Consider the following 17,184-nt stretch of genomic DNA (forward strand, 5'->3'; position numbering starts at 1 on the left):
GGGAGGTCGCCACAACTGCGGCNTGAGGCCGCCGATCTCCTCATCAACTGGGAGGTCGCCACAACTGCGGCCCGCCGCCTGGTACCCCCCGGGCCCCGGCTCAGCCGCCGCGAGGCCGCCAAGGAGGTCGCCGACCTCCGGCAGGCCGCCAAGGACTCCGTGGGCCACGTCTACGAGATCACCGGCCTCGAAGCAGCCCGCGGGCTCGGTGAGGCAACCTCCGATGTTCTGGTGATTGACCGGCCAGGGTGGTCGGAGGCCAATGCCGCCAGCTTCCGCGAACTCCTTGCACCCGCCCTGGCTGCCGCAGCAGAGAAAAAACCGGACCTCCTGCGCGAAGGTTCCAACTCGCAGGTCTTCGGCTCCGCGGTCACCGGAGCGGAACTCGGAGGGATCCTGGGGTTCCTCTCAGCCAATGTGCTGGGCCAATTCGATCCATTCCACTCCTCGCCCTCGGCCCCCAACGGCCGCCTGCTGCTGGTGGCGCCCAATATTGTCAGCATCGCCGAGCAGCTTCAGGTTGACCGCACTGATTTCCGGCTCTGGGTCTGCCTGCACGAACAGACCCACCGGGTCCAGTTCACTGCCGCCCCCTGGTTGGGCGATCACCTGCGGGAGAAGATCACACAGCTGTCGACTTCGACGATGAGCAACACCGAGGGGCTGCCCCAGCGGTTGGCCGAGGCGCTGAAGTCCCTGCGTGCGGAGAAGAAAAAACAGAAGAAGAACGGCAGCGACGACGACGCCGGCACTGCGACTAATCCCGTGCCGCGCAACCGGCTGTTGGAAGCCATCCAGTCACCGGAGGACCGGGAGATCATGTCCCATATCACCGCGGTGATGAGCCTCTTGGAGGGGCACGCCAATGTGGTGATGGACGCGGTGGACACCTCGATCGTTCCCACGGTGAAGACCATTCGCAGTCGGTTCGAGGACCGCGGCAAACACCGCTCCCAGCTGGAGAAACTGGTCCGCAAAATCCTCCAGCTCGACGCCAAGGCCGCCCAGTACCGCGACGGCCAGAAATTCGTGGGCCATATTGTCGAGAAGGTCGGCATGGCCAAGTTCAACACCATCTGGGAAGCCCCCGAGCACCTGCCAACCGAGCAGGAACTGCATAACCCGGACCAGTGGATCGAGCGGATGCACCTGCTGTGAGGCACCGCGGTCGCGCCCCCCAGGCGGTACACGCCGCGCGTAAAGCTGTGGGGAAAGTGCTCGAGCCTCAAGGGTTGACCCTGGTGGCCTGCTCCGGGGGTGCGGACTCCCTGGCCTTGGCCGCGGCGGCCGCATGGCATCACAGGCGCACCACGGGGCCGCTTGCTGATGCGCGGGTGGGCGCCGTCGTCGTCGATCATCACCTGCACCCAGATTCTGTCGAGGTCTCCGGGCGGGCCGTACGGCAACTCAAAGATCTCGGCCTGGGTCCGGTGCGGATCTATCCGGCCCACGTGGACCCCGAATCCCCGCATGGTCCCGAGGCGGCAGCCCGTACCGGGCGGTATCAGGCCTTCCGCAAAGCCATGGGGGAGTTGGGTGCGTCTCGGATCCTGCTGGCCCATACCCGGGATGATCAGGCCGAACAGGTGCTGCTGGGCCTGGCGCGGGGATCTGGGACCCGGTCGTTGGCGGGGATTCCGGCCTCCCGGGGGCCGTTTCACCGGCCTCTGCTGCAGCTGAGCCGGGGGGAGACCGAGGCGATCTGCCAGTACGAGGGCCTCGACTGGTGGAGTGATCCGGCCAATGCGGATCCGAAGTACCTGCGCTCGCGGATCCGGACCGAGGTCATGCCTCTGCTGCAGGAGCGGCTGGGGGAGTCCATCCGGGATGCGCTGGCGCGTACCGCGCAGATTGCAGCGGCCGATGCTGAGTACCTCGAGGCTGAGGCTAAGGAGATCTTCCCCACGCTGTTGGAGGACCCCGATGAGACAGGGACCCTGCGGCTGAAGCTGAATCCATTACGCGCCCTGGCCCCGGCGATCCGGCGGAGGATTATCGCCTTGGCCGTCGTTGCCGCAGGTGGGGCCAATCCCAGCTTTGAGCGGCTGAGCGCCGCTGAGACTCTGGTGACCGGCAGCCGCTCGGCTGGACCGATCCAGATGGAGGGGGAGGTCAGTCTGCATCGCGGCGCACGCGGTAGCACAGAATATGGGAAACTGGTGGTCGTTGCGCCGCCGCTGGCGTGAACCGCCCGCTGGACCCGGTGGGCGTGGCTGATACCGAGGAGCACCTACGCACTCATGGATGCCCAGGACGTCAAAGACGACCTTGAAGAAGTTCTCTACTCCGCCGAAGAGATCCAGACCCGCATTGACGAACTAGCCGCCGAGATCGACCGCGACTACGCGGATAAGGATGTGCTGATCGTCGGCGTGCTCAAAGGAGCAGTCATGGTGATGGCTGACCTCTCCCGGGCGCTGAAGTCCCACGTCTCCATGGACTGGATGGCAGTGTCCTCCTACGGGTCCGGCACCAAATCCTCCGGTGTGGTGCGGATTCTCAAGGACCTCGACGCCGACCTCATGAACCGCCACGTGCTGATCGTGGAAGACATCATCGACTCCGGGCTGACCCTGAGCTGGCTGAAGGCCAACCTGGAGTCCCGCGGACCGGCCAGCGTGGAGATCTGCACCCTGCTGCGCAAGCCCGAGGCCGCCAAGGTGGAGATCGACGTGAAGTACGTCGGCATGGATATCCCCAATAAGTTTGTGGTCGGCTACGGCCTGGACTTCGCCGAGAAATACCGCAACCTCGACTGCATCGGCATCCTCGCCCCCCACGTCTACGAGTGATTGAGGGTTGCCCGCTGTGCGGGCAGGCGGTTGAAACTCTCGGGGAGCACCCCCCAGTCACCGAACTTCAGTAACTCCATCGACGTTTCATAATGGGGCCTGGCAGAGTTTTGATGAAACGTTTGGGGAGTTGACTGAGTGCTGAGGTCCTGGCTGACTCCTTCTAGGTTTCAACCGGCGCAATTTTCGGCCGGCTGCGGCGCCACTGGGCTGAGCGGCGGATCCCCTCTGCCTGAGGCGAACGTTGAGAGCTGGGCTTAGTCGGCGTCGTCGGGCTCTAGTACCGTGTAAGGCTGGACCCTAACCCTGCTCGCACGCGTGTCACGGAGCTGCATGAACTTCAAAAAGATCTTCACCGGCCCGCTGTTCTGGATTCTCCTGGCAGTGCTGGTCCTCCTTGTGGTCATTCCGACCCTGTTCAGCTCCTCGGGCACCGGCCAGCGGGTAGACACCAATGTCGGCGTCGAGCTCATCCAGGACGGCGAAGCCACCGAAGCCAGGATCGACGACGGCGACTCCCGCGTTGACCTCACCCTCGCCGAGGACCTCGAGCTCGACGGCGAGGACATGGGCGACGCCGTCCACTTCCACTTCTCCCAGGCCCGGGCCGAAGCAGTAGCCGAGACCATCGCCGAGGCCGATCTCGAGGGTTACACCGACGAGCCGGAGCAGAACAACTGGTTCCTCTCCATGCTCGGGTTCATGATCCCGTTCTTGATCATCGCCGCCATCTTCATCTGGCTGCTGATGCGCATGTCCGGCGGCGGCTCCCGGGTCATGCAGTTCGGCAAATCCAAGGCCAAAATGTTCGACAAGGACATGCCACAGGTGACCTTCGAGGACGTGGCCGGAGCCGAAGAAGCCGTGGAGGAACTCCACGAGATCAAAGAATTCCTCTCCGAACCCGAGAAGTTCCAGCGCCTCGGTGCCAAAATCCCCAAGGGCGTGCTGCTCTACGGACCCCCGGGCACCGGTAAGACCCTGCTGGCCAAGGCCGTGGCCGGTGAGGCCGGCGGCTCCTTCTACTCCATCTCTGGTTCTGACTTCGTCGAAATGTTCGTCGGCGTCGGCGCCTCCCGCGTCCGCGACCTCTTCAAACAGGCCAAGGAGAATGCCCCGGCCATCATCTTCGTCGACGAGATCGATGCCGTGGGCCGTCAGCGCGGTGCCGGTGTCGGCGGCGGTAACGACGAGCGCGAACAGACCCTCAACCAGCTGCTGGTCGAGATGGACGGCTTCGACCCCAACGCCAATATCATCGTCATTGCCGCCACCAACCGGCCTGATGTCCTCGACCCCGCCCTGCTGCGCCCCGGCCGCTTCGACCGCCAGATCCCGGTGGAGGCCCCCGACTTCGCCGGCCGCCAGCAGATCCTGAAGGTCCACGCCAAGGGCAAGCCCATGGTGGATGATCTCGATATGGAACAGGTCGCCCGCAAGACCCCCGGCTTCACCGGCGCTGACCTGGCCAATGTGCTTAACGAGGCCGCACTGCTGACCGCCCGGTCCAATGCCGACCTCATTGATGACCGCGCCATCGACGAGGCCATCGACCGTGTCATGGCCGGCCCGCAGAAACGCACCCGCCTGATGAAGGACCACGAACGCCGGGTCACCGCCTACCACGAAGGCGGCCACGCCTTGGTGGCAGCGGCCCTGAACTACTCCGCCCCGGTCACCAAGATCACCATCCTGCCCCGCGGCCGCGCCCTGGGCTACACCATGGTGATCCCGGAGGACGATAAATACTCCACCACCCGCAATGAGCTGCTGGACCAGATCGCCTACGCCATGGGCGGCCGGGTCGCCGAGGAGATCGTCTTCCACGACCCCTCCACCGGTGCAGCCAATGACATCCAGAAGGCCACCGACACCGCCCGGCGCATGGTCACCGAATACGGGATGAGCGCCAAGGTCGGCTCGGTGAAACTCGGCTCCGGGGACACCAACCCCTTCCTGGGCAAGGAGATGGCCTCCAGCAAGGAGTACTCCGAGGAGCTGGCCGCCATCGTCGACTCCGAGGTGCGCAGCATCATCGACGAGGCCCATGACGAGGCCTACTGGGCGCTGACCGAGAACCGCCACGTCCTCGACCGGTTGGCCGAGGAACTGCTGCGGGTCGAGACCCTCAACGCCAAGGAAGTCGCCGAGCTCTTCTCCGATGTGAAGAAACGGCCCAAGCGTGAGGTCTGGGAATCCAGCCAGAACCGGCCCATCGTCATCACCGGCGAAGCCCTCGGTGACGCCGTCAGCGGTGAGAAAACCGACGACGACGCCGCGGAGACCACAGGCGCCCAGACCACACCCGATGCGGAGAACAGCGGTGACTGAGCAGAACGTCGACCTCCCACGGATCGAGGCGGCCGTCCGCGAAATCCTGCTGGCCGTGGGCGAGGACCCCGACCGCGAAGGCCTCAAGGACACCCCGCGTCGGGTGGCCGGAGCCTACGCCGAGGCATTCCAGGGCATGTTCCAGGATCCGGCAGAACTGTTGGGCACCACCTTCGACATCGGCCACCAGGAACTGGTGCTGGTCCGGAACGTCCCCTTCTACTCAATGTGCGAACACCACCTTGTGCCCTTCTACGGCACCGCCCATATCGGCTATATCCCCGCCGATGAGGGTAAAGTCACCGGACTGTCCAAACTCGCCCGACTGGTGGACATCTTCGCCAAACGCCCACAGATCCAGGAGCAGCTGACCACCCAGATCGCCGACTCCATGATGGACCACCTGGACCCAGCCGGCGTGATTGTGGTCATCGAGGCCGAACACCTCTGCATGTCCATGCGCGGGGCGGCCAAACCGGGCTCCAAGACCGTAACCTCGGCCGTCCGCGGGGCCCTGCGCAATGCGGTCACCCGCTCTGAGGCGATGAGCCTCATCCTGCACAACTAAGAGGACACCGGCATGACACTGGTGATGGGCATCCTCAACACAACACCGGACAGCTTCTCCGACGGTGGAAAATACGACGACGCCGCCGGCGCCCTGAAGCACGCCCGGCAGCTGATCGCTGAAGGCGCGCAGATCATCGACATCGGCGGGGAATCCACCCGCCCCGGGTCCGATCCCGTGGAACCGGCCGAGGAACAGCGCCGAGTGTTGCCGGTCATCGCAGCCCTGTTGGCTGAGGAATTCCCAGCCCAGCTCTCTTTAGACACTCGGCATCCGGAGACTGCGCGTGCGGTGCTGCAGGCCGCAGGGGATAGGTCCAGCGGGTTCATCATCAACGATGTCTCCGGGCTGCTAACCCACCCCGAAATGCCGCAGGTGGTCGCCGAATTCGGCTGTGAGGTGGTCATCACCCATAACCGTGGGGACGCCAAGACCATGCAGGAGCGCACTGAGTACCGGGACCTCCTGGATGAGGTGAGCAGAGAGCTGCTGGAGATTCGGCAGCGTTACCTCGATGCCGGCGTCGTCGATGATCGGATCATCCTGGACCCCGGAATCGGTTTCGCCAAGACCCACCCCCAGAACTGGGAACTGGTGCGCAACCTCACCAGCTTCACCGACCTGGGCAATAGGGTGCTCTTCGGGGCCAGCCGCAAAGGCTTCCTGGGCACCCTGCTCACCGGGGCCGGTGGCAGTCAGCGGCCAGCGGATGAGCGCGATACGGCCACCGCAGCGCTGAGCCTCTTGGCAGCCCAGGCCGGCTGCTGGGCAGTACGCGTGCATGCACCACGCCCCACAGCCGACGCGCTGGCGGTGGCTGCCGCTGTAGCCTAGAGCTATGGGTCAAGATGTGATCAGGCTGACCGGACTTCAGCTCTCCGGGCGCATCGGAGTGCTCGAACAGGAACAGCATGCTGACCAGCCACTTGTCATCGACACCGAACTGCACGTAGACCTCGCCGAAGCCGGCCGCACCGACGACCTCAACCACACCGTCTCCTACGCCGAGATCGCAGACATCATCCGCGCCGTGGTCACCGGCAGTCAGTTCGGGCTCATCGAAGCTCTGGCCGAAGCCCTGGCCGGCAATATTCTCGCCGCCGATATGCGGATCACAACTGTGGGCATCACCGTGCACAAACCCCATGCCCCGTTGCCCTATACCTTCGACGACGTCGCTGTGACTATCCAACGCAGGCGCAGCTATGCCGAGGCGGTCAGCGAACCCGCAGTTGAACCGGACTCCGCCCACATCCCGGCCCCGGCGGCTGAGGCTGAGGGCACAGTCACCACACCGACGGCGAGGTGGGGACCCTATGACCGGATCTCGCTCTCCGAGGTCAGTGCCACCGCCGGCACCGCAGAATCCCCCTCCAGCACGGCCCAGACCCGGGACCCCGAACTGCCGGCAGCCTTCCCCATCCGCTCAGTGCTGGCCCTGGGCTCCAACCTCGGTGACTCCCGGGCCACCCTGGCCTCAGCAGCCCAAGCACTGCAGGGGGCCGAGGGCGTCGTCGTGGTCAATTCATCCCCCCTGGCCAGGACCAAACCTGTTGGGGGACCCGCCAATCAGCGGGACTATCTCAACCAGGTATTGGAGATCGAAACCCAGCTCTCACCGCACCAGCTGCTGGATCTGGCCCAGCAGATCGAGGCTGACCACAACCGGGTGCGCGATCAGCGCCACGGCCCACGCACCCTGGATGTGGACATCGTGACCTATGCATCGGCGACGATCGACTCCCCGCGCCTGCAGGTGCCCCACCCTTCGGCCGCAGACCGAGCCTTCGTGCTGCTGCCCTGGTCCTGGATGGATCCGGTGGCGCTGCTTAACGGCCGGCCCGTACGAGAACTGGCCGCCGAGGCCGGTGACCACGACGATGTGGTGAGGTTGGACGAGGTCTCACCATGAGCCAGCTGCGCCCGGTGTGGCTGCTGCTGATCGGGGCCAGTGCGGCTCTGGCCGGCTACCTCTCCACGGTGCTGATGGTCCGGGCCGGCTACACCTCCCCGGTACTGCCGCTGTCCTCCGGAGTCACTCTGGCGGCAGTGGGCCTCATCGTGCTGGCTCTGGGACTGGTGGTCTGGCGCGATCAGCGCCGACTCGCCGAAAATCCCCCGGTGCGCCGCCGCCGGATGCACCCCCTCCAAGCCGCCCGGGTAGTCGCCGCCGGACAGGCCTGCGCCTATGCCGGAGCGCTGATCGCCGGCTGGCACGCCGGGGTGCTGATGGACCTCGCACCCGCCGCCGGGGCCGGCACCCCTAATGTCACCGCTGCCATCGTGATGGTCACGGGCGGTATGCTCTGGGTGCTCATCGGATTCATTGTCGAACAGCTCTGCCGCGTTCCCCCTGATCAGGGTGGAGATGCCCCGGCAGATGATGAGAACGTGGAAGGGTTCGACCAAGAACCCGGCACCGGATACGCAAACCGGGCCCACTATCGTGATCAGGCGGATATCGCCGCCCTCCCGGCCGGAACCCCGGTCCGTGAAACTGTCTAAGGAGACGCTGTGCTGCATTCTGAGGCCATCGACCCCATCGGGATCGAATGGCAGCGGGTCGATGAAAAGTACATCACCGTCAAATTCATCACCACCACATTCGGCTGGCTGATCACCTTCGCCATCGTGGCTGTGCCCCTAGTGCTCGGTTGGACCGGAGTCTGGGGGCAGCTTCCAGTCTGGATCCAGATCACCGGTCTGAGCATCCTCGGTCTCTGGGCCATCGCCGATTTCGCCCTGGTGCCCCGACGTGTGCGCGCCATCGGTTACTACGAACGCGAAGATGACCTCCTGATCCGCAAGGGCCTCCTCTGGCAACGGGTCGTTGCGGTGCCCTATGGCCGTCTGCAGTATGTGGATATTGAGGCCGGGCCGATTATGCGGAAATTCGGGCTGTGCACCGTCCAGCTGAAGACCGCATCCGCCGCCACCGATGCCACTATCCCCGGTGTAGTCCGCTCCGAGGGCGCACGCCTGCGTGATGAACTCTCCGCCCGCGGCCAGGCCCGCCTGGCGGGGCTCTGAGGGACGCCCATGACGCAGCAGAGCCCCTTCCCCCATGAACCTGAAGACCCTGCCCAGTTGGGACAGCGGGAGAACGACGACGCCGTCGTCGAGCCTTCTGAGACCGGTGAAGAACCAGATGCCGGCGAGAGTGATAAGTGGTTCGACGAGACCTGGACCAAAGTCCACCCGCTCAGCCCCCTGGTGCGCGGCTGGGTCACCATCGTGGCCATCCCGGTCGCCTTCTTCAGCTACAACTGGCAGATGTGGACCGATATCTGGAGGACCTGGCGCTCCGGGGAACTGGCCGATAACCTCCAGGCCAACCCCACCCCGTACCTCCTCGGCGGGGGCGCCTTCCTGGTGCTGGCCCTGCTGATCTTCGTGGGCTTTACCCTCTCCTGGTGGTTTACCCGGTACAAGATCACCGAAGAACACGTCATGGTGAAATCCGGGATCTTCATCCGCCAACACCGCCAGGCCCGGATCGACCGGGTCCAGGCAGTGGACCTCCGGCAGCCGCTGCTGGCCCGGATCGCGAAACTCGCCGAACTGCGGTTTGAGGTCGCCGAGGGTGATGGCACCGCCGCGACCCTGGCCTTCCTGCGCAAACACGAGGCCGAGGACCTCCGCGCCGAGATCATGGACCGGGCCGCAGGAGAGAGCGAAACCCCCGGCCCTGGAGCCGCCCCGGACGCAGAACGCGGAGTTTCCGAGGTTTCGACACAGGCTGGGGAGTACGCCGACGCCGGGGCCGCTGAGCCTGCCTACGGGGTGCGCATTGCGCCCCCTGAGGGCACCGCAGACCAGACAACCCAGGGTCAGGCACCCCAGGAGGCAGCCCCCGCTGCGGGCAGCCCCAGCCCCGACCGGGAGATCCTCCGGGTCCCGGTGGGCCGGCTGATCGGCTCGGTACTCTTCGGCGGCGGAACCCTGGTCTTCCTGGGACTGCTGATCGCCTGGGGGATCTTCATGGGCGTGATGATCATCGGTGGGGCCCTGTTCACCGATGACACGATGAGCGAGATCACCGGGGTCAATATCCCCGTGCTCGTGCCGATCCTCATCGCCGCAGCCTTCAGCTACTACAACCAGATCTCCTCGGGCTGGAAGTTCACCGCCACAATGACCAAGGCCGGGCTCCGGCTGCGCTACGGCCTGCTGGAAACCAACACCCAGACTGTGCCGCCGGGACGAGTCCAGGCCCTGCAGATCCAGCAGGGACTGCTCTGGCGGCCCTTCGGCTGGTACCGAGTCCAGGTCACCGTAGCCGGCTACGGGCTCGACGCCCGCTCAACCCTGCTGCCGGTGGGCAAACAGGTAGATGTCATGCAGCTGACCGCCGAGATGTTTCCCGACCTCAAAGTCGACAACCCCGAGGAACTCTTCACCGAGGGGCTCCGCGGCCGCGGCACCCGGCTGGGCTTCACCGAGGTTCCCTCCAGGGCGCGGATCTTCGATCCGCTGGTGCGGCGTCGTCGTGGGTTCTTCGCCACCCCCAGTGCCCTGATGCTGCGGGACGGGTGGACTACCCGCCGGCTGAGCATGGTCCCCCACGAGCGGATCCAATCCGCCTCCCTGGAGCAGGGTCCGCTGGCGCGCAAGGCGAAGATCGCCACCCTGAACATCCACATCCCGGCCGGGCCGATCACCGCCCGGGCGAAGAACCAGGACATCGAGCTGATCAAGGACCTCTTCGAGCAGGAGGCCGGTTATGCGGCCACTGCCCGCCGGCTGGCCGACCGCAACCAGTGGATGAAGCCCGAGGAACTCCACGAATTCGAGAAGAACGTGGCCGAGGTCGTCGAGAAGCTGGAATCCGACCAGCTCGAGGACACGAGGTCGAACTGAGATGACAATGCCGATCGACCCCTATGCCGCGGAACTGCCGCCCTCAGCCCGCGACGGCCGGTTGGGTGTTGGAGTGATCTCCGCCGGAAAAGTCGGCGCAGTCCTGGGAGCGGCCCTGCGCAATGCCGGCCACCAGGTGGTTGGTGTCCACGCAGTCTCCGAGGCCTCCCGGGACCGGGCTGAATCCCTGCTGCCGGAGGTGCCGGTCCTCGAGGTCCCCGAAATCCTGCGCCGGGCCGAACTGATCCTGCTGGCAGTCCCCGATGACGCCCTGGCCGAGGTCGTCTCCGGAGCCGCCGAGGCCGGGCACTTCCAGGTCGGGCAGCTGGTCATCCACACCTCCGGCCGCTACGGCACCGGAGTGCTGGCACCTGCGGAGGAGGCAGGCGCCATCGGACTGGCCATCCACCCAGCCATGACCTTCACCGGAATGAGCCTGGACCTGCAACGACTCTCGGCCTGCGCCTTCGCAGTCACCGCCGCCGAGGAGGTTCTGCCGGTGGCCCAGGCTCTGGCGGTGGAGATGGGCGGGGAGCCCGTCGTCGTCGCTGAGGAGCACCGCGGGGCCTATCATGCAGCCCTGGCCCATGCCTCCAACCACCTCAACACCATCACCGCCCAGTCCGCCCAGATACTGGAAGAGATCGGGGTGACCGACCCCTCCCGAGTGCTGGGTCCACTGATGCAGGCCTCTCTGGACAATGCCCTGGCCTCGGGGCCCTCGGCGCTGACCGGACCCATCTCCCGCGGAGACACTGGGACCCTGCGCGGGCATCTGCAGACCCTTCAGGCCGGTGGATTCCCCGAGGACATCCTGATCGCCTACCGGGCACTGGCCCAGGCAACCGCCCAACGGGCACTGGAGCAGGGCACCATCAACGAGGCCAAGGCCGCCGAACTGCTCGAGGTCCTGGCCGAGGATTCCCAGCCCCCGGCCGGGCCCTGAGCCCGGGCATCTTCCCGGGCCGGCCAGCGGCCTTCGGGGCAACCCATCGCCCTTCCGAAAAGCAGGCGCTTATTCACTCTGCAGGTGCTTATCCGATGCTGCAGTGCGCATAAGGTCCTGCACAATCGGTTGCACCAGCCGGGGCCAGTCACAGGGGCTCCCGGCGGTAGGCTGGTGGGGTGACCAGAGTCCTCACCACGGCGCGCGATTTCCGCCAGGCGCTCGCTGAGTCCCTCGCCAAACTCCCCGCCCCCGCTGACCCATCAGAGACCCCATTGGTCAGCCTCGTTCCCACTATGGGGGCGCTGCACTCAGGGCATGCGGCCCTGCTGGATTCCGCACGGGCCTCGGGCGACATCGTGGTGGCCAGTATCTTTGTGAACCCCCTGCAGTTCGACGACGACGCCGACTACCAGCACTACCCCCGCTCCCTGGAGCAGGACGCTGAGCTGATGTCCGCCCACGGGGTGGACCTCATCTTCGCCCCCGACCTCCAAGAGATGTACCCCGGCTATCCGGAAGGACCCCTGGTGCGGGTCACCGCCGGAGAACTGGGCCGCAAATGGGAAGGCGGCTTCCGGCCCGGGCATTTCGATGGGGTCGCCACTGTGGTCACCAAGCTCTTCACCATCATGTCCCCACCGGCCCCGGCCCGGTTCGAGGCCTGGTTCGGCGAGAAAGACGCCGAACAGCTGGCTGTGATCCGCCGAATGGTCGGCGATCTCAACCTGCCGGTGGGCATCCGCGCGGTGCCGATCGTCCGAGATGAGAATGGGCTGGCGCTCTCCAGCCGGAACCAACGCCTCTCAGCACAAAATTACGACGACGCCCTGCACCTCTCCCGGGCGCTGTTCACCCTCGCGGACCGCGCCCGCGAAGGGCAGCCGCTGGATGTCCAAGGTCTGCGCGAGCAGCTGAAGGCGACCCCCGGTGTGGGACTGGACTACCTCGTCGTCGTCGATCCTCTGAACCTTCAGGAGCTGATACCGGGGGACCGGGTGCTGACCAGCAGTGGAGTTCTGCAGTGCGCGGATGGAGACGGTGCGCCCCAGGGCATGCTGGATGCCGTGCGCCGTGATGCCCCGGAGGCCCTGGCGCTGATCGCCGCCCGGGTGGGACCGGTCCGGCTGATCGACAATATGGAACTGCGAGCGACTGCTTCAGCCACCTGAGCCGGTGTAGGTTGGGAGGATGAGCACTGCCACTGACTTCCCGTATCTCGACTCCTCCGTCCGGCCGCAGGACGACCTCAACCAGCACGTCAACGGAGAATGGCTGAAGACCGCAGAGATCCCCGAGGATCTCGATGCCTACGGCTCATTCCTGGAGCTGCGGGATAAGGCAGAGGCCGATGTCCGCGCCATTCTGGAGGAAGCCGCCGAGGCAGCCCAGGGCAGCAGTCTGGACCCCGAATTCGGTGAGATCCAACAGCGCATCGGCACTTTCTACGCTGCGTTTATGGACGCTGAGCGGGCCGAGGAGCTCAAACTGGCCCCCATCCAGCAGCGGCTGGATGCCATCGATGAGATCGCCAGTCCCGGGGAACTGTTGCGCACCGTGGCCACCTGGCAGCGCGAGGGAGTCTCCGGACTGCTTGAGGCAGGGGTTATGCGCGATGCCGGCAACCCCGAACGCGAACTCTGGCATGTTGTCCAGGGCGGTATCGGCCTGCCTGATGAGGCTTACTACCACGAGGACACCTACGCCGAGATCCGCCAGCAGTACCAGGAGCACCTCGTGCGGTTGCTGAGCATCGGCGGCTACTCCGAGGACGACGCCCAGGCCGCAGCCGAGGCAGTCTTCGCTCTGGAGGGCCGGCTGGCGGAGGCGCATTGGGACCGGGTCGCCACCCGGGACGCCCAGAAGCGCTACAACCTCAAGACCCGTGCTGAGGTCGAGGAACTGATGCCGCTGATCGCCGAGGCCATCGAAGGTTGGGGGCTCTCCGAGTCTCAGGCCGCCGAAATCGTGGTCAGCCAGCCCGATGTGCTGCCGGCCTTCCAGTCCGCGCTCACTGAGGAACCCTTGGAGATTTGGAAGCACTGGCTGCGGGTCAACCTCATCCGCAGCAATGCACCACTGCTGCATGCCGAACTGGTGCAGGAGCACTTCGACTTCTACTCCAAGACCCTCAACGGCACGCCCCAGATGAAGGAACGCTGGAAGCGTGGAGTCGCGCTGACCAATGCCAACCTCGGTGAGGATGTCGCCCAGATCTATGTGGCCCGGCACTACCCGCCCCAGGCCCGGGAGAAGATGGACGAGCTCATCGCAGCGCTGATTGAGGCATACCGCCGCTCCATCTCCACCCTGGACTGGATGGGGGAGGAGACCCGGCAGAAGGCGCTGGAGAAACTCGATGCTTTCACCCCCAAGATCGGCTTCCCCAGCCAGTGGAAGGACTACTCCCAGGTTGAGGTGACCCGAGACGACGTCGTCGCCAATTGCGCTGCTGCCTCAGTGGCCGAGTTTGAGCGTGACCTCGCCAAGATCGACAACGGTCCCGATGAGGACGAATGGCATATGACCCCCCAGACGGTCAACGCCTACTACCACCCCATCGAGAACGTCATCTGCTTCCCGGCCGCGATCCTGCAGCTGCCCTTCTTCTCCATGGACCGGGATATGGCCCAGAACTTCGGGGCCATCGGCGCTGTGATCGGGCATGAGATCGGTCACGGTTTTGACGACCAGGGCTCCCGGTTCGCCGCAGATGGGTCTCTGACCAACTGGTGGACAGAGGAGGACCGGGCAGCTTTCGAGGAGCGCACCGCAAAACTGGTGGAGCAGTACAACACCCTCAGCCCCACAGTCCTCGACGACGAACACACCGTCAACGGGGAACTCACCCTCGGTGAGAACATCGGGGACCTCGGCGGCATCGGCATCGCCCATAAGGCTTACCGCCTCTGGCTTGCTGCGAATAACCAAGGCGTGAGCATCGCCGAGGTCGAAGGCCCCGATACCCAGGATGAGGACGCTGAGGACGGTCTCACCGGTGATCAGCGGTTCTTCTTCGCCTGGGCCCAGGCCTGGCGGCACATCTCCCGGGCCGAGCGGGCGCTGACCCTGCTGAGCATCGACCCCCATGCTCCAGCAGAGTTCCGCGCCACCCAGCCGGTGAAGAACGTCGATGCCTTCCACGAGGCATTCGGCACCGCAGAGGGCGATGGAATGTACCTGCCCCCGCAGGAGCGCGTCACTATCTGGTGAACCCGGCGCGGGTTGGCCCTGGGCTCAATCGGGCGGACTGGACTTTCTACACCATGTAGAAGAAGTAGGATAGTGCCGTGACTAACCAGGACTCCGCCGCAGCCGAACTCGACACCAACGACCAGCGTGCAGTGCGCATGGATAAGCGTGCTCGCCTGCTGGAGAAAGGTCTCGAGGCCTACCCGGTCACCGTGGAGCGCAGCACATCCCTGGCAGAGGTGCGCGAACGCTTCCCAGACCTGGAACCCGGGGCATCCACCGGAGAGACAGTTTCGGTCACCGGACGGGTGATGTTCATCCGCAACACCGGCAAACTCTGCTTCGCCACCCTCCAGGAGGGCGGCCCCCAGGGGCAGGGCACCCGGCTGCAGGCCATGCTCTCGCTGGCCGAGGTTGGCGAAGACGCCCTGGCCGACTGGAAGGCCCTGGTGGACCTCGGCGACCACGTTCAGGTCACCGGAGAGGTCATCACCTCCCGCCGCGGCGAGCTCTCGGTGATGGCGAAGTCCTTCACTGTTGCCGCCAAAGCCATCCGGCCCCTGCCGGTGCTGCATGCCGACCTTAACGAGGAGACCCGGGTCCGGCAACGTTACGCTGATCTCATCGTTCGCGACGAGGTTCGCCAGATGGTCTATCAACGGGCAGCCATCACCCGGGCCATCCGTGAGACCCTGAACTCCCACGACTACGTCGAGGTCGAAACTCCCATCCTGCAGTTGATCCACGGCGGAGCGCAGGCTCGGCCCTTCCGCACCCACCTCAACGCCTTCGACCAGCCGATGACCCTGCGTATCGCCACTGAGCTGTACCTCAAGCGGGCTGTGGTCGGCGGCATCGACCGGGTATTCGAAATCGGCCGGGTCTTCCGCAATGAGGGCGTGGACTCCACCCACTCCCCGGAGTTCACCATGCTGGAGTCCTACGAGGCCTGGGCCGATATGTACGATATGGCCGACCGGATGAAGGAAATGATCCTCAACGCCGCAGATGCCATGGGTGTCGGCCGGCGGATGGAGACCGAAAACGGCGTAGTGGACCTCGACGGCGAATGGCGCTGGCTGAGTGTCTACCCCGGCCTCTCGGAAGCTGTCGGCCAGGAGATCGTCCCCGAGACCGAGGCCGAGGCCCTGCGAAAGATCGCAGCAGATCACAACGTCGCCGTCGACCCCTCCTGGGATGCGCAGAAGCTGGTGCTGGAGCTCTTCGGCGAGATTGTCGAGCCCACACTGCTGCAGCCGACATTCGTCTGCGACTACCCGCCGGCCGCCCAGCCGCTGGCCCGTCCGCACCGGGATAAGCCCGGAGTGATTGAAGCGTGGGATTTGATCATCGCCGGCACTGAGACCGGGACCGCATTTTCGGAGCTGATCGACCCCGTCATTCAGCGGCAGCGGCTGGAGGAACAGTCCCTGCAGGCCGCCGGGGGAGACCCTGAGGCGATGCAGCTGGACGAGGATTTCCTGCGTGCCCTGGAGTACGGCGCTCCTCCGATGGGCGGAATCGGCCTCGGCATCGACCGTTTGGTGATGCTGTTCACTGGTGCTGGGATTCGCGAGACTATTCTCTTCCCGCTTCTCCGCCCCGAAAGCTCCGCGAACAATGGATGAATTCTGGACGTATTTTTCAGTACTGGCGCCATCTATAGGCGTCGGTCTCGTGTTTTGGGTTGCAATGCGTGCCATATTCCGCGCCGACCGCAATGAGCGTTCAGCTGAGGCCCAGGTACGTGAAGAGTCCAGTGATCAACATCACGATCCTGGTGGGAAATAAAACACGTTAGTGCGTGGTTTCGTCATCGTTTCGATGACTTTAGCAGTTTGACGGCAATTAGTTATTCTTGAAACAATGATGGTGTACCCGGACTGATAGTTCCCGGAAGTTGCTGACAAATTCGTCAGCAGAAAGACAGCTCGCGTTAAGAGACTGTTGTTCTGCTGAACCTGACTCAATGAGGTGTGAAGCTTATGGCCAAGAAAGTTCAAGAAATCCTGGTCGATGACCTCGATGGCTCTCCGGCAAGGGAGACCGTCTACTTTGGTCTTGACTCGCGTTTTTACGCAATTGACCTCTCCGATTCCAATGCGAAGGAACTGCGCGACACTCTGAAGAAGTACGTGCGCAAGGCCCAGGCGGTTCCGCCGCCATCGCCGCAGAACGAGGCTAAGCAGATCCGCGAGTGGGCCGTCGAGAACGGTTATACCGTCGCCAAGCGCGGCCGTCTGCACCGCGACATCGTTGAGGCCTACCGCAACGCCAAGAAGCGCTAAGACCTCATAGGCTTTTCCCAAAGGCCCGGCGCCCACTTCTAATCCAGTGAGTGCCGGGCCTTTGGCGTATTTCCTGATCCCCCAACAGGTGTCTCTACACTTATCTGGCTCTTCGCGTTTGAGGGTGTAGAGGCATCCACGTTGTGAAGTCTCAGGACATCGTGGACGCTTCTGTCTCATGACATCGTGGACAGTTGGTCTCAGGAC

The 17,184-nt window shown here is 64.7% G+C and carries 15 protein-coding genes; all 15 read left to right on the top strand.

What is annotated here, in order from left to right:
• Positions 1 to 78: 78 nt before the first annotated feature.
• The 15 genes from HGQ17_RS08480 (at position 79) to HGQ17_RS08550 (ending at position 16,977) form a co-directional block, all read left to right on the top strand.
• Positions 79 to 1,158, top strand: coding sequence for a zinc-dependent metalloprotease (locus tag HGQ17_RS08480; RefSeq protein ID WP_407670766.1), 1,080 nt, complete (start codon positions 79 to 81; stop codon positions 1,156 to 1,158).
• Positions 1,159 to 1,214: 56 nt separating this feature from the next.
• On the top strand, positions 1,215 to 2,186 hold the full coding sequence (gene tilS, locus HGQ17_RS08485; RefSeq protein ID WP_324615224.1) for a tRNA lysidine(34) synthetase TilS: 972 nt from the start codon (positions 1,215 to 1,217) through the stop codon (positions 2,184 to 2,186).
• 54 nt (positions 2,187 to 2,240) lie between these two features.
• Positions 2,241 to 2,792 carry a hypoxanthine phosphoribosyltransferase gene (gene hpt, locus HGQ17_RS08490; protein WP_168887505.1) on the top strand — a complete coding sequence of 184 codons (552 nt, stop codon included), beginning with the start codon at positions 2,241 to 2,243 and terminating at the stop codon, positions 2,790 to 2,792.
• Positions 2,793 to 3,125: 333 nt separating this feature from the next.
• Entirely contained in the window at positions 3,126 to 5,123 is a 1,998-nt protein-coding gene (gene ftsH / locus HGQ17_RS08495; RefSeq protein ID WP_168887506.1) for an ATP-dependent zinc metalloprotease FtsH, read from the top strand.
• Positions 5,101 to 5,691 (top strand): GTP cyclohydrolase I FolE, encoded by a 591-nt coding sequence (gene folE / locus HGQ17_RS08500; RefSeq protein ID WP_168887507.1) that lies wholly within the window; start codon positions 5,101 to 5,103, stop codon positions 5,689 to 5,691. Before ftsH ends, folE begins: the two co-directional genes overlap by 23 nt.
• Positions 5,692 to 5,703: 12 nt before the next feature.
• Complete coding sequence (gene folP / locus HGQ17_RS08505) at positions 5,704 to 6,525, top strand: dihydropteroate synthase (protein ID WP_168887508.1); 822 nt, start codon at positions 5,704 to 5,706, stop codon at positions 6,523 to 6,525.
• 4 nt (positions 6,526 to 6,529) lie between these two features.
• A complete protein-coding gene (gene folK, locus HGQ17_RS08510) occupies positions 6,530 to 7,603 on the top strand; it encodes a 2-amino-4-hydroxy-6-hydroxymethyldihydropteridine diphosphokinase (protein ID WP_168887509.1) in 1,074 nt (357 codons plus the stop codon).
• Positions 7,600 to 8,196: a DUF3180 domain-containing protein gene (locus HGQ17_RS08515; RefSeq protein WP_168887510.1), complete on the top strand. Its 597-nt coding sequence runs from the start codon at positions 7,600 to 7,602 to the stop codon at positions 8,194 to 8,196. The genes folK and HGQ17_RS08515 overlap by 4 nt, the downstream gene beginning before the upstream one ends.
• A 12-nt stretch (positions 8,197 to 8,208) precedes the next feature.
• Entirely contained in the window at positions 8,209 to 8,721 is a 513-nt protein-coding gene (locus tag HGQ17_RS08520; RefSeq protein ID WP_168887534.1) for a PH domain-containing protein, read from the top strand.
• 9 nt (positions 8,722 to 8,730) lie between these two features.
• Positions 8,731 to 10,551, top strand: a complete 1,821-nt coding sequence (locus HGQ17_RS08525) for a PH domain-containing protein (RefSeq protein ID WP_168887511.1) — start codon at positions 8,731 to 8,733, stop codon at positions 10,549 to 10,551.
• 1 nt (position 10,552) lies between these two features.
• The gene (locus HGQ17_RS08530; protein ID WP_229503416.1) at positions 10,553 to 11,497 is read left to right on the top strand and encodes a Rossmann-like and DUF2520 domain-containing protein; all 945 of its coding nucleotides are present in this window, start codon (positions 10,553 to 10,555) and stop codon (positions 11,495 to 11,497) included.
• Between the two features lie 179 nt (positions 11,498 to 11,676).
• A complete protein-coding gene (gene panC / locus HGQ17_RS08535; RefSeq protein WP_168887512.1) occupies positions 11,677 to 12,669 on the top strand; it encodes a pantoate--beta-alanine ligase in 993 nt (330 codons plus the stop codon).
• Positions 12,670 to 12,688: 19 nt separating this feature from the next.
• Positions 12,689 to 14,710: a M13 family metallopeptidase gene (locus HGQ17_RS08540; protein WP_168887513.1), complete on the top strand. Its 2,022-nt coding sequence runs from the start codon at positions 12,689 to 12,691 to the stop codon at positions 14,708 to 14,710.
• 77 nt (positions 14,711 to 14,787) lie between these two features.
• On the top strand, positions 14,788 to 16,317 hold the full coding sequence (lysS, locus tag HGQ17_RS08545) for a lysine--tRNA ligase (protein WP_168887514.1): 1,530 nt from the start codon (positions 14,788 to 14,790) through the stop codon (positions 16,315 to 16,317).
• Positions 16,318 to 16,674: 357 nt separating this feature from the next.
• Positions 16,675 to 16,977, top strand: a complete 303-nt coding sequence (locus HGQ17_RS08550; protein WP_168887515.1) for a histone-like nucleoid-structuring protein Lsr2 — start codon at positions 16,675 to 16,677, stop codon at positions 16,975 to 16,977.
• Positions 16,978 to 17,184 lie beyond the last annotated feature (207 nt).

It is taken from the genome of Nesterenkonia sedimenti (assembly GCF_012641515.1).
Lineage (GTDB): Bacteria > Actinomycetota > Actinomycetes > Actinomycetales > Micrococcaceae > Nesterenkonia > Nesterenkonia sedimenti.

Excerpts from the sequence above, each read along its gene's own strand:
- hpt (WP_168887505.1), top strand. The coding sequence starts at position 2,241 with ATGGATGCCCAGGACGTCAAAGACGACCTTGAAGAAGTTCTCTACTCC.
- ftsH (WP_168887506.1), top strand. The coding sequence starts at position 3,126 with ATGAACTTCAAAAAGATCTTCACCGGCCCGCTGTTCTGGATTCTCCTG.
- folP (WP_168887508.1), top strand. The coding sequence starts at position 5,704 with ATGACACTGGTGATGGGCATCCTCAACACAACACCGGACAGCTTCTCC.
- folK (WP_168887509.1), top strand. The coding sequence starts at position 6,530 with ATGGGTCAAGATGTGATCAGGCTGACCGGACTTCAGCTCTCCGGGCGC.
- HGQ17_RS08530 (WP_229503416.1), top strand. The coding sequence starts at position 10,553 with ATGACAATGCCGATCGACCCCTATGCCGCGGAACTGCCGCCCTCAGCC.
- HGQ17_RS08525 (WP_168887511.1), top strand. The coding sequence starts at position 8,731 with ATGACGCAGCAGAGCCCCTTCCCCCATGAACCTGAAGACCCTGCCCAG.
- HGQ17_RS08540 (WP_168887513.1), top strand. The coding sequence starts at position 12,689 with ATGAGCACTGCCACTGACTTCCCGTATCTCGACTCCTCCGTCCGGCCG.
- HGQ17_RS08515 (WP_168887510.1), top strand. The coding sequence starts at position 7,600 with ATGAGCCAGCTGCGCCCGGTGTGGCTGCTGCTGATCGGGGCCAGTGCG.
- HGQ17_RS08550 (WP_168887515.1), top strand. The coding sequence starts at position 16,675 with ATGGCCAAGAAAGTTCAAGAAATCCTGGTCGATGACCTCGATGGCTCT.
- folE (WP_168887507.1), top strand. The coding sequence starts at position 5,101 with ATGCGGAGAACAGCGGTGACTGAGCAGAACGTCGACCTCCCACGGATC.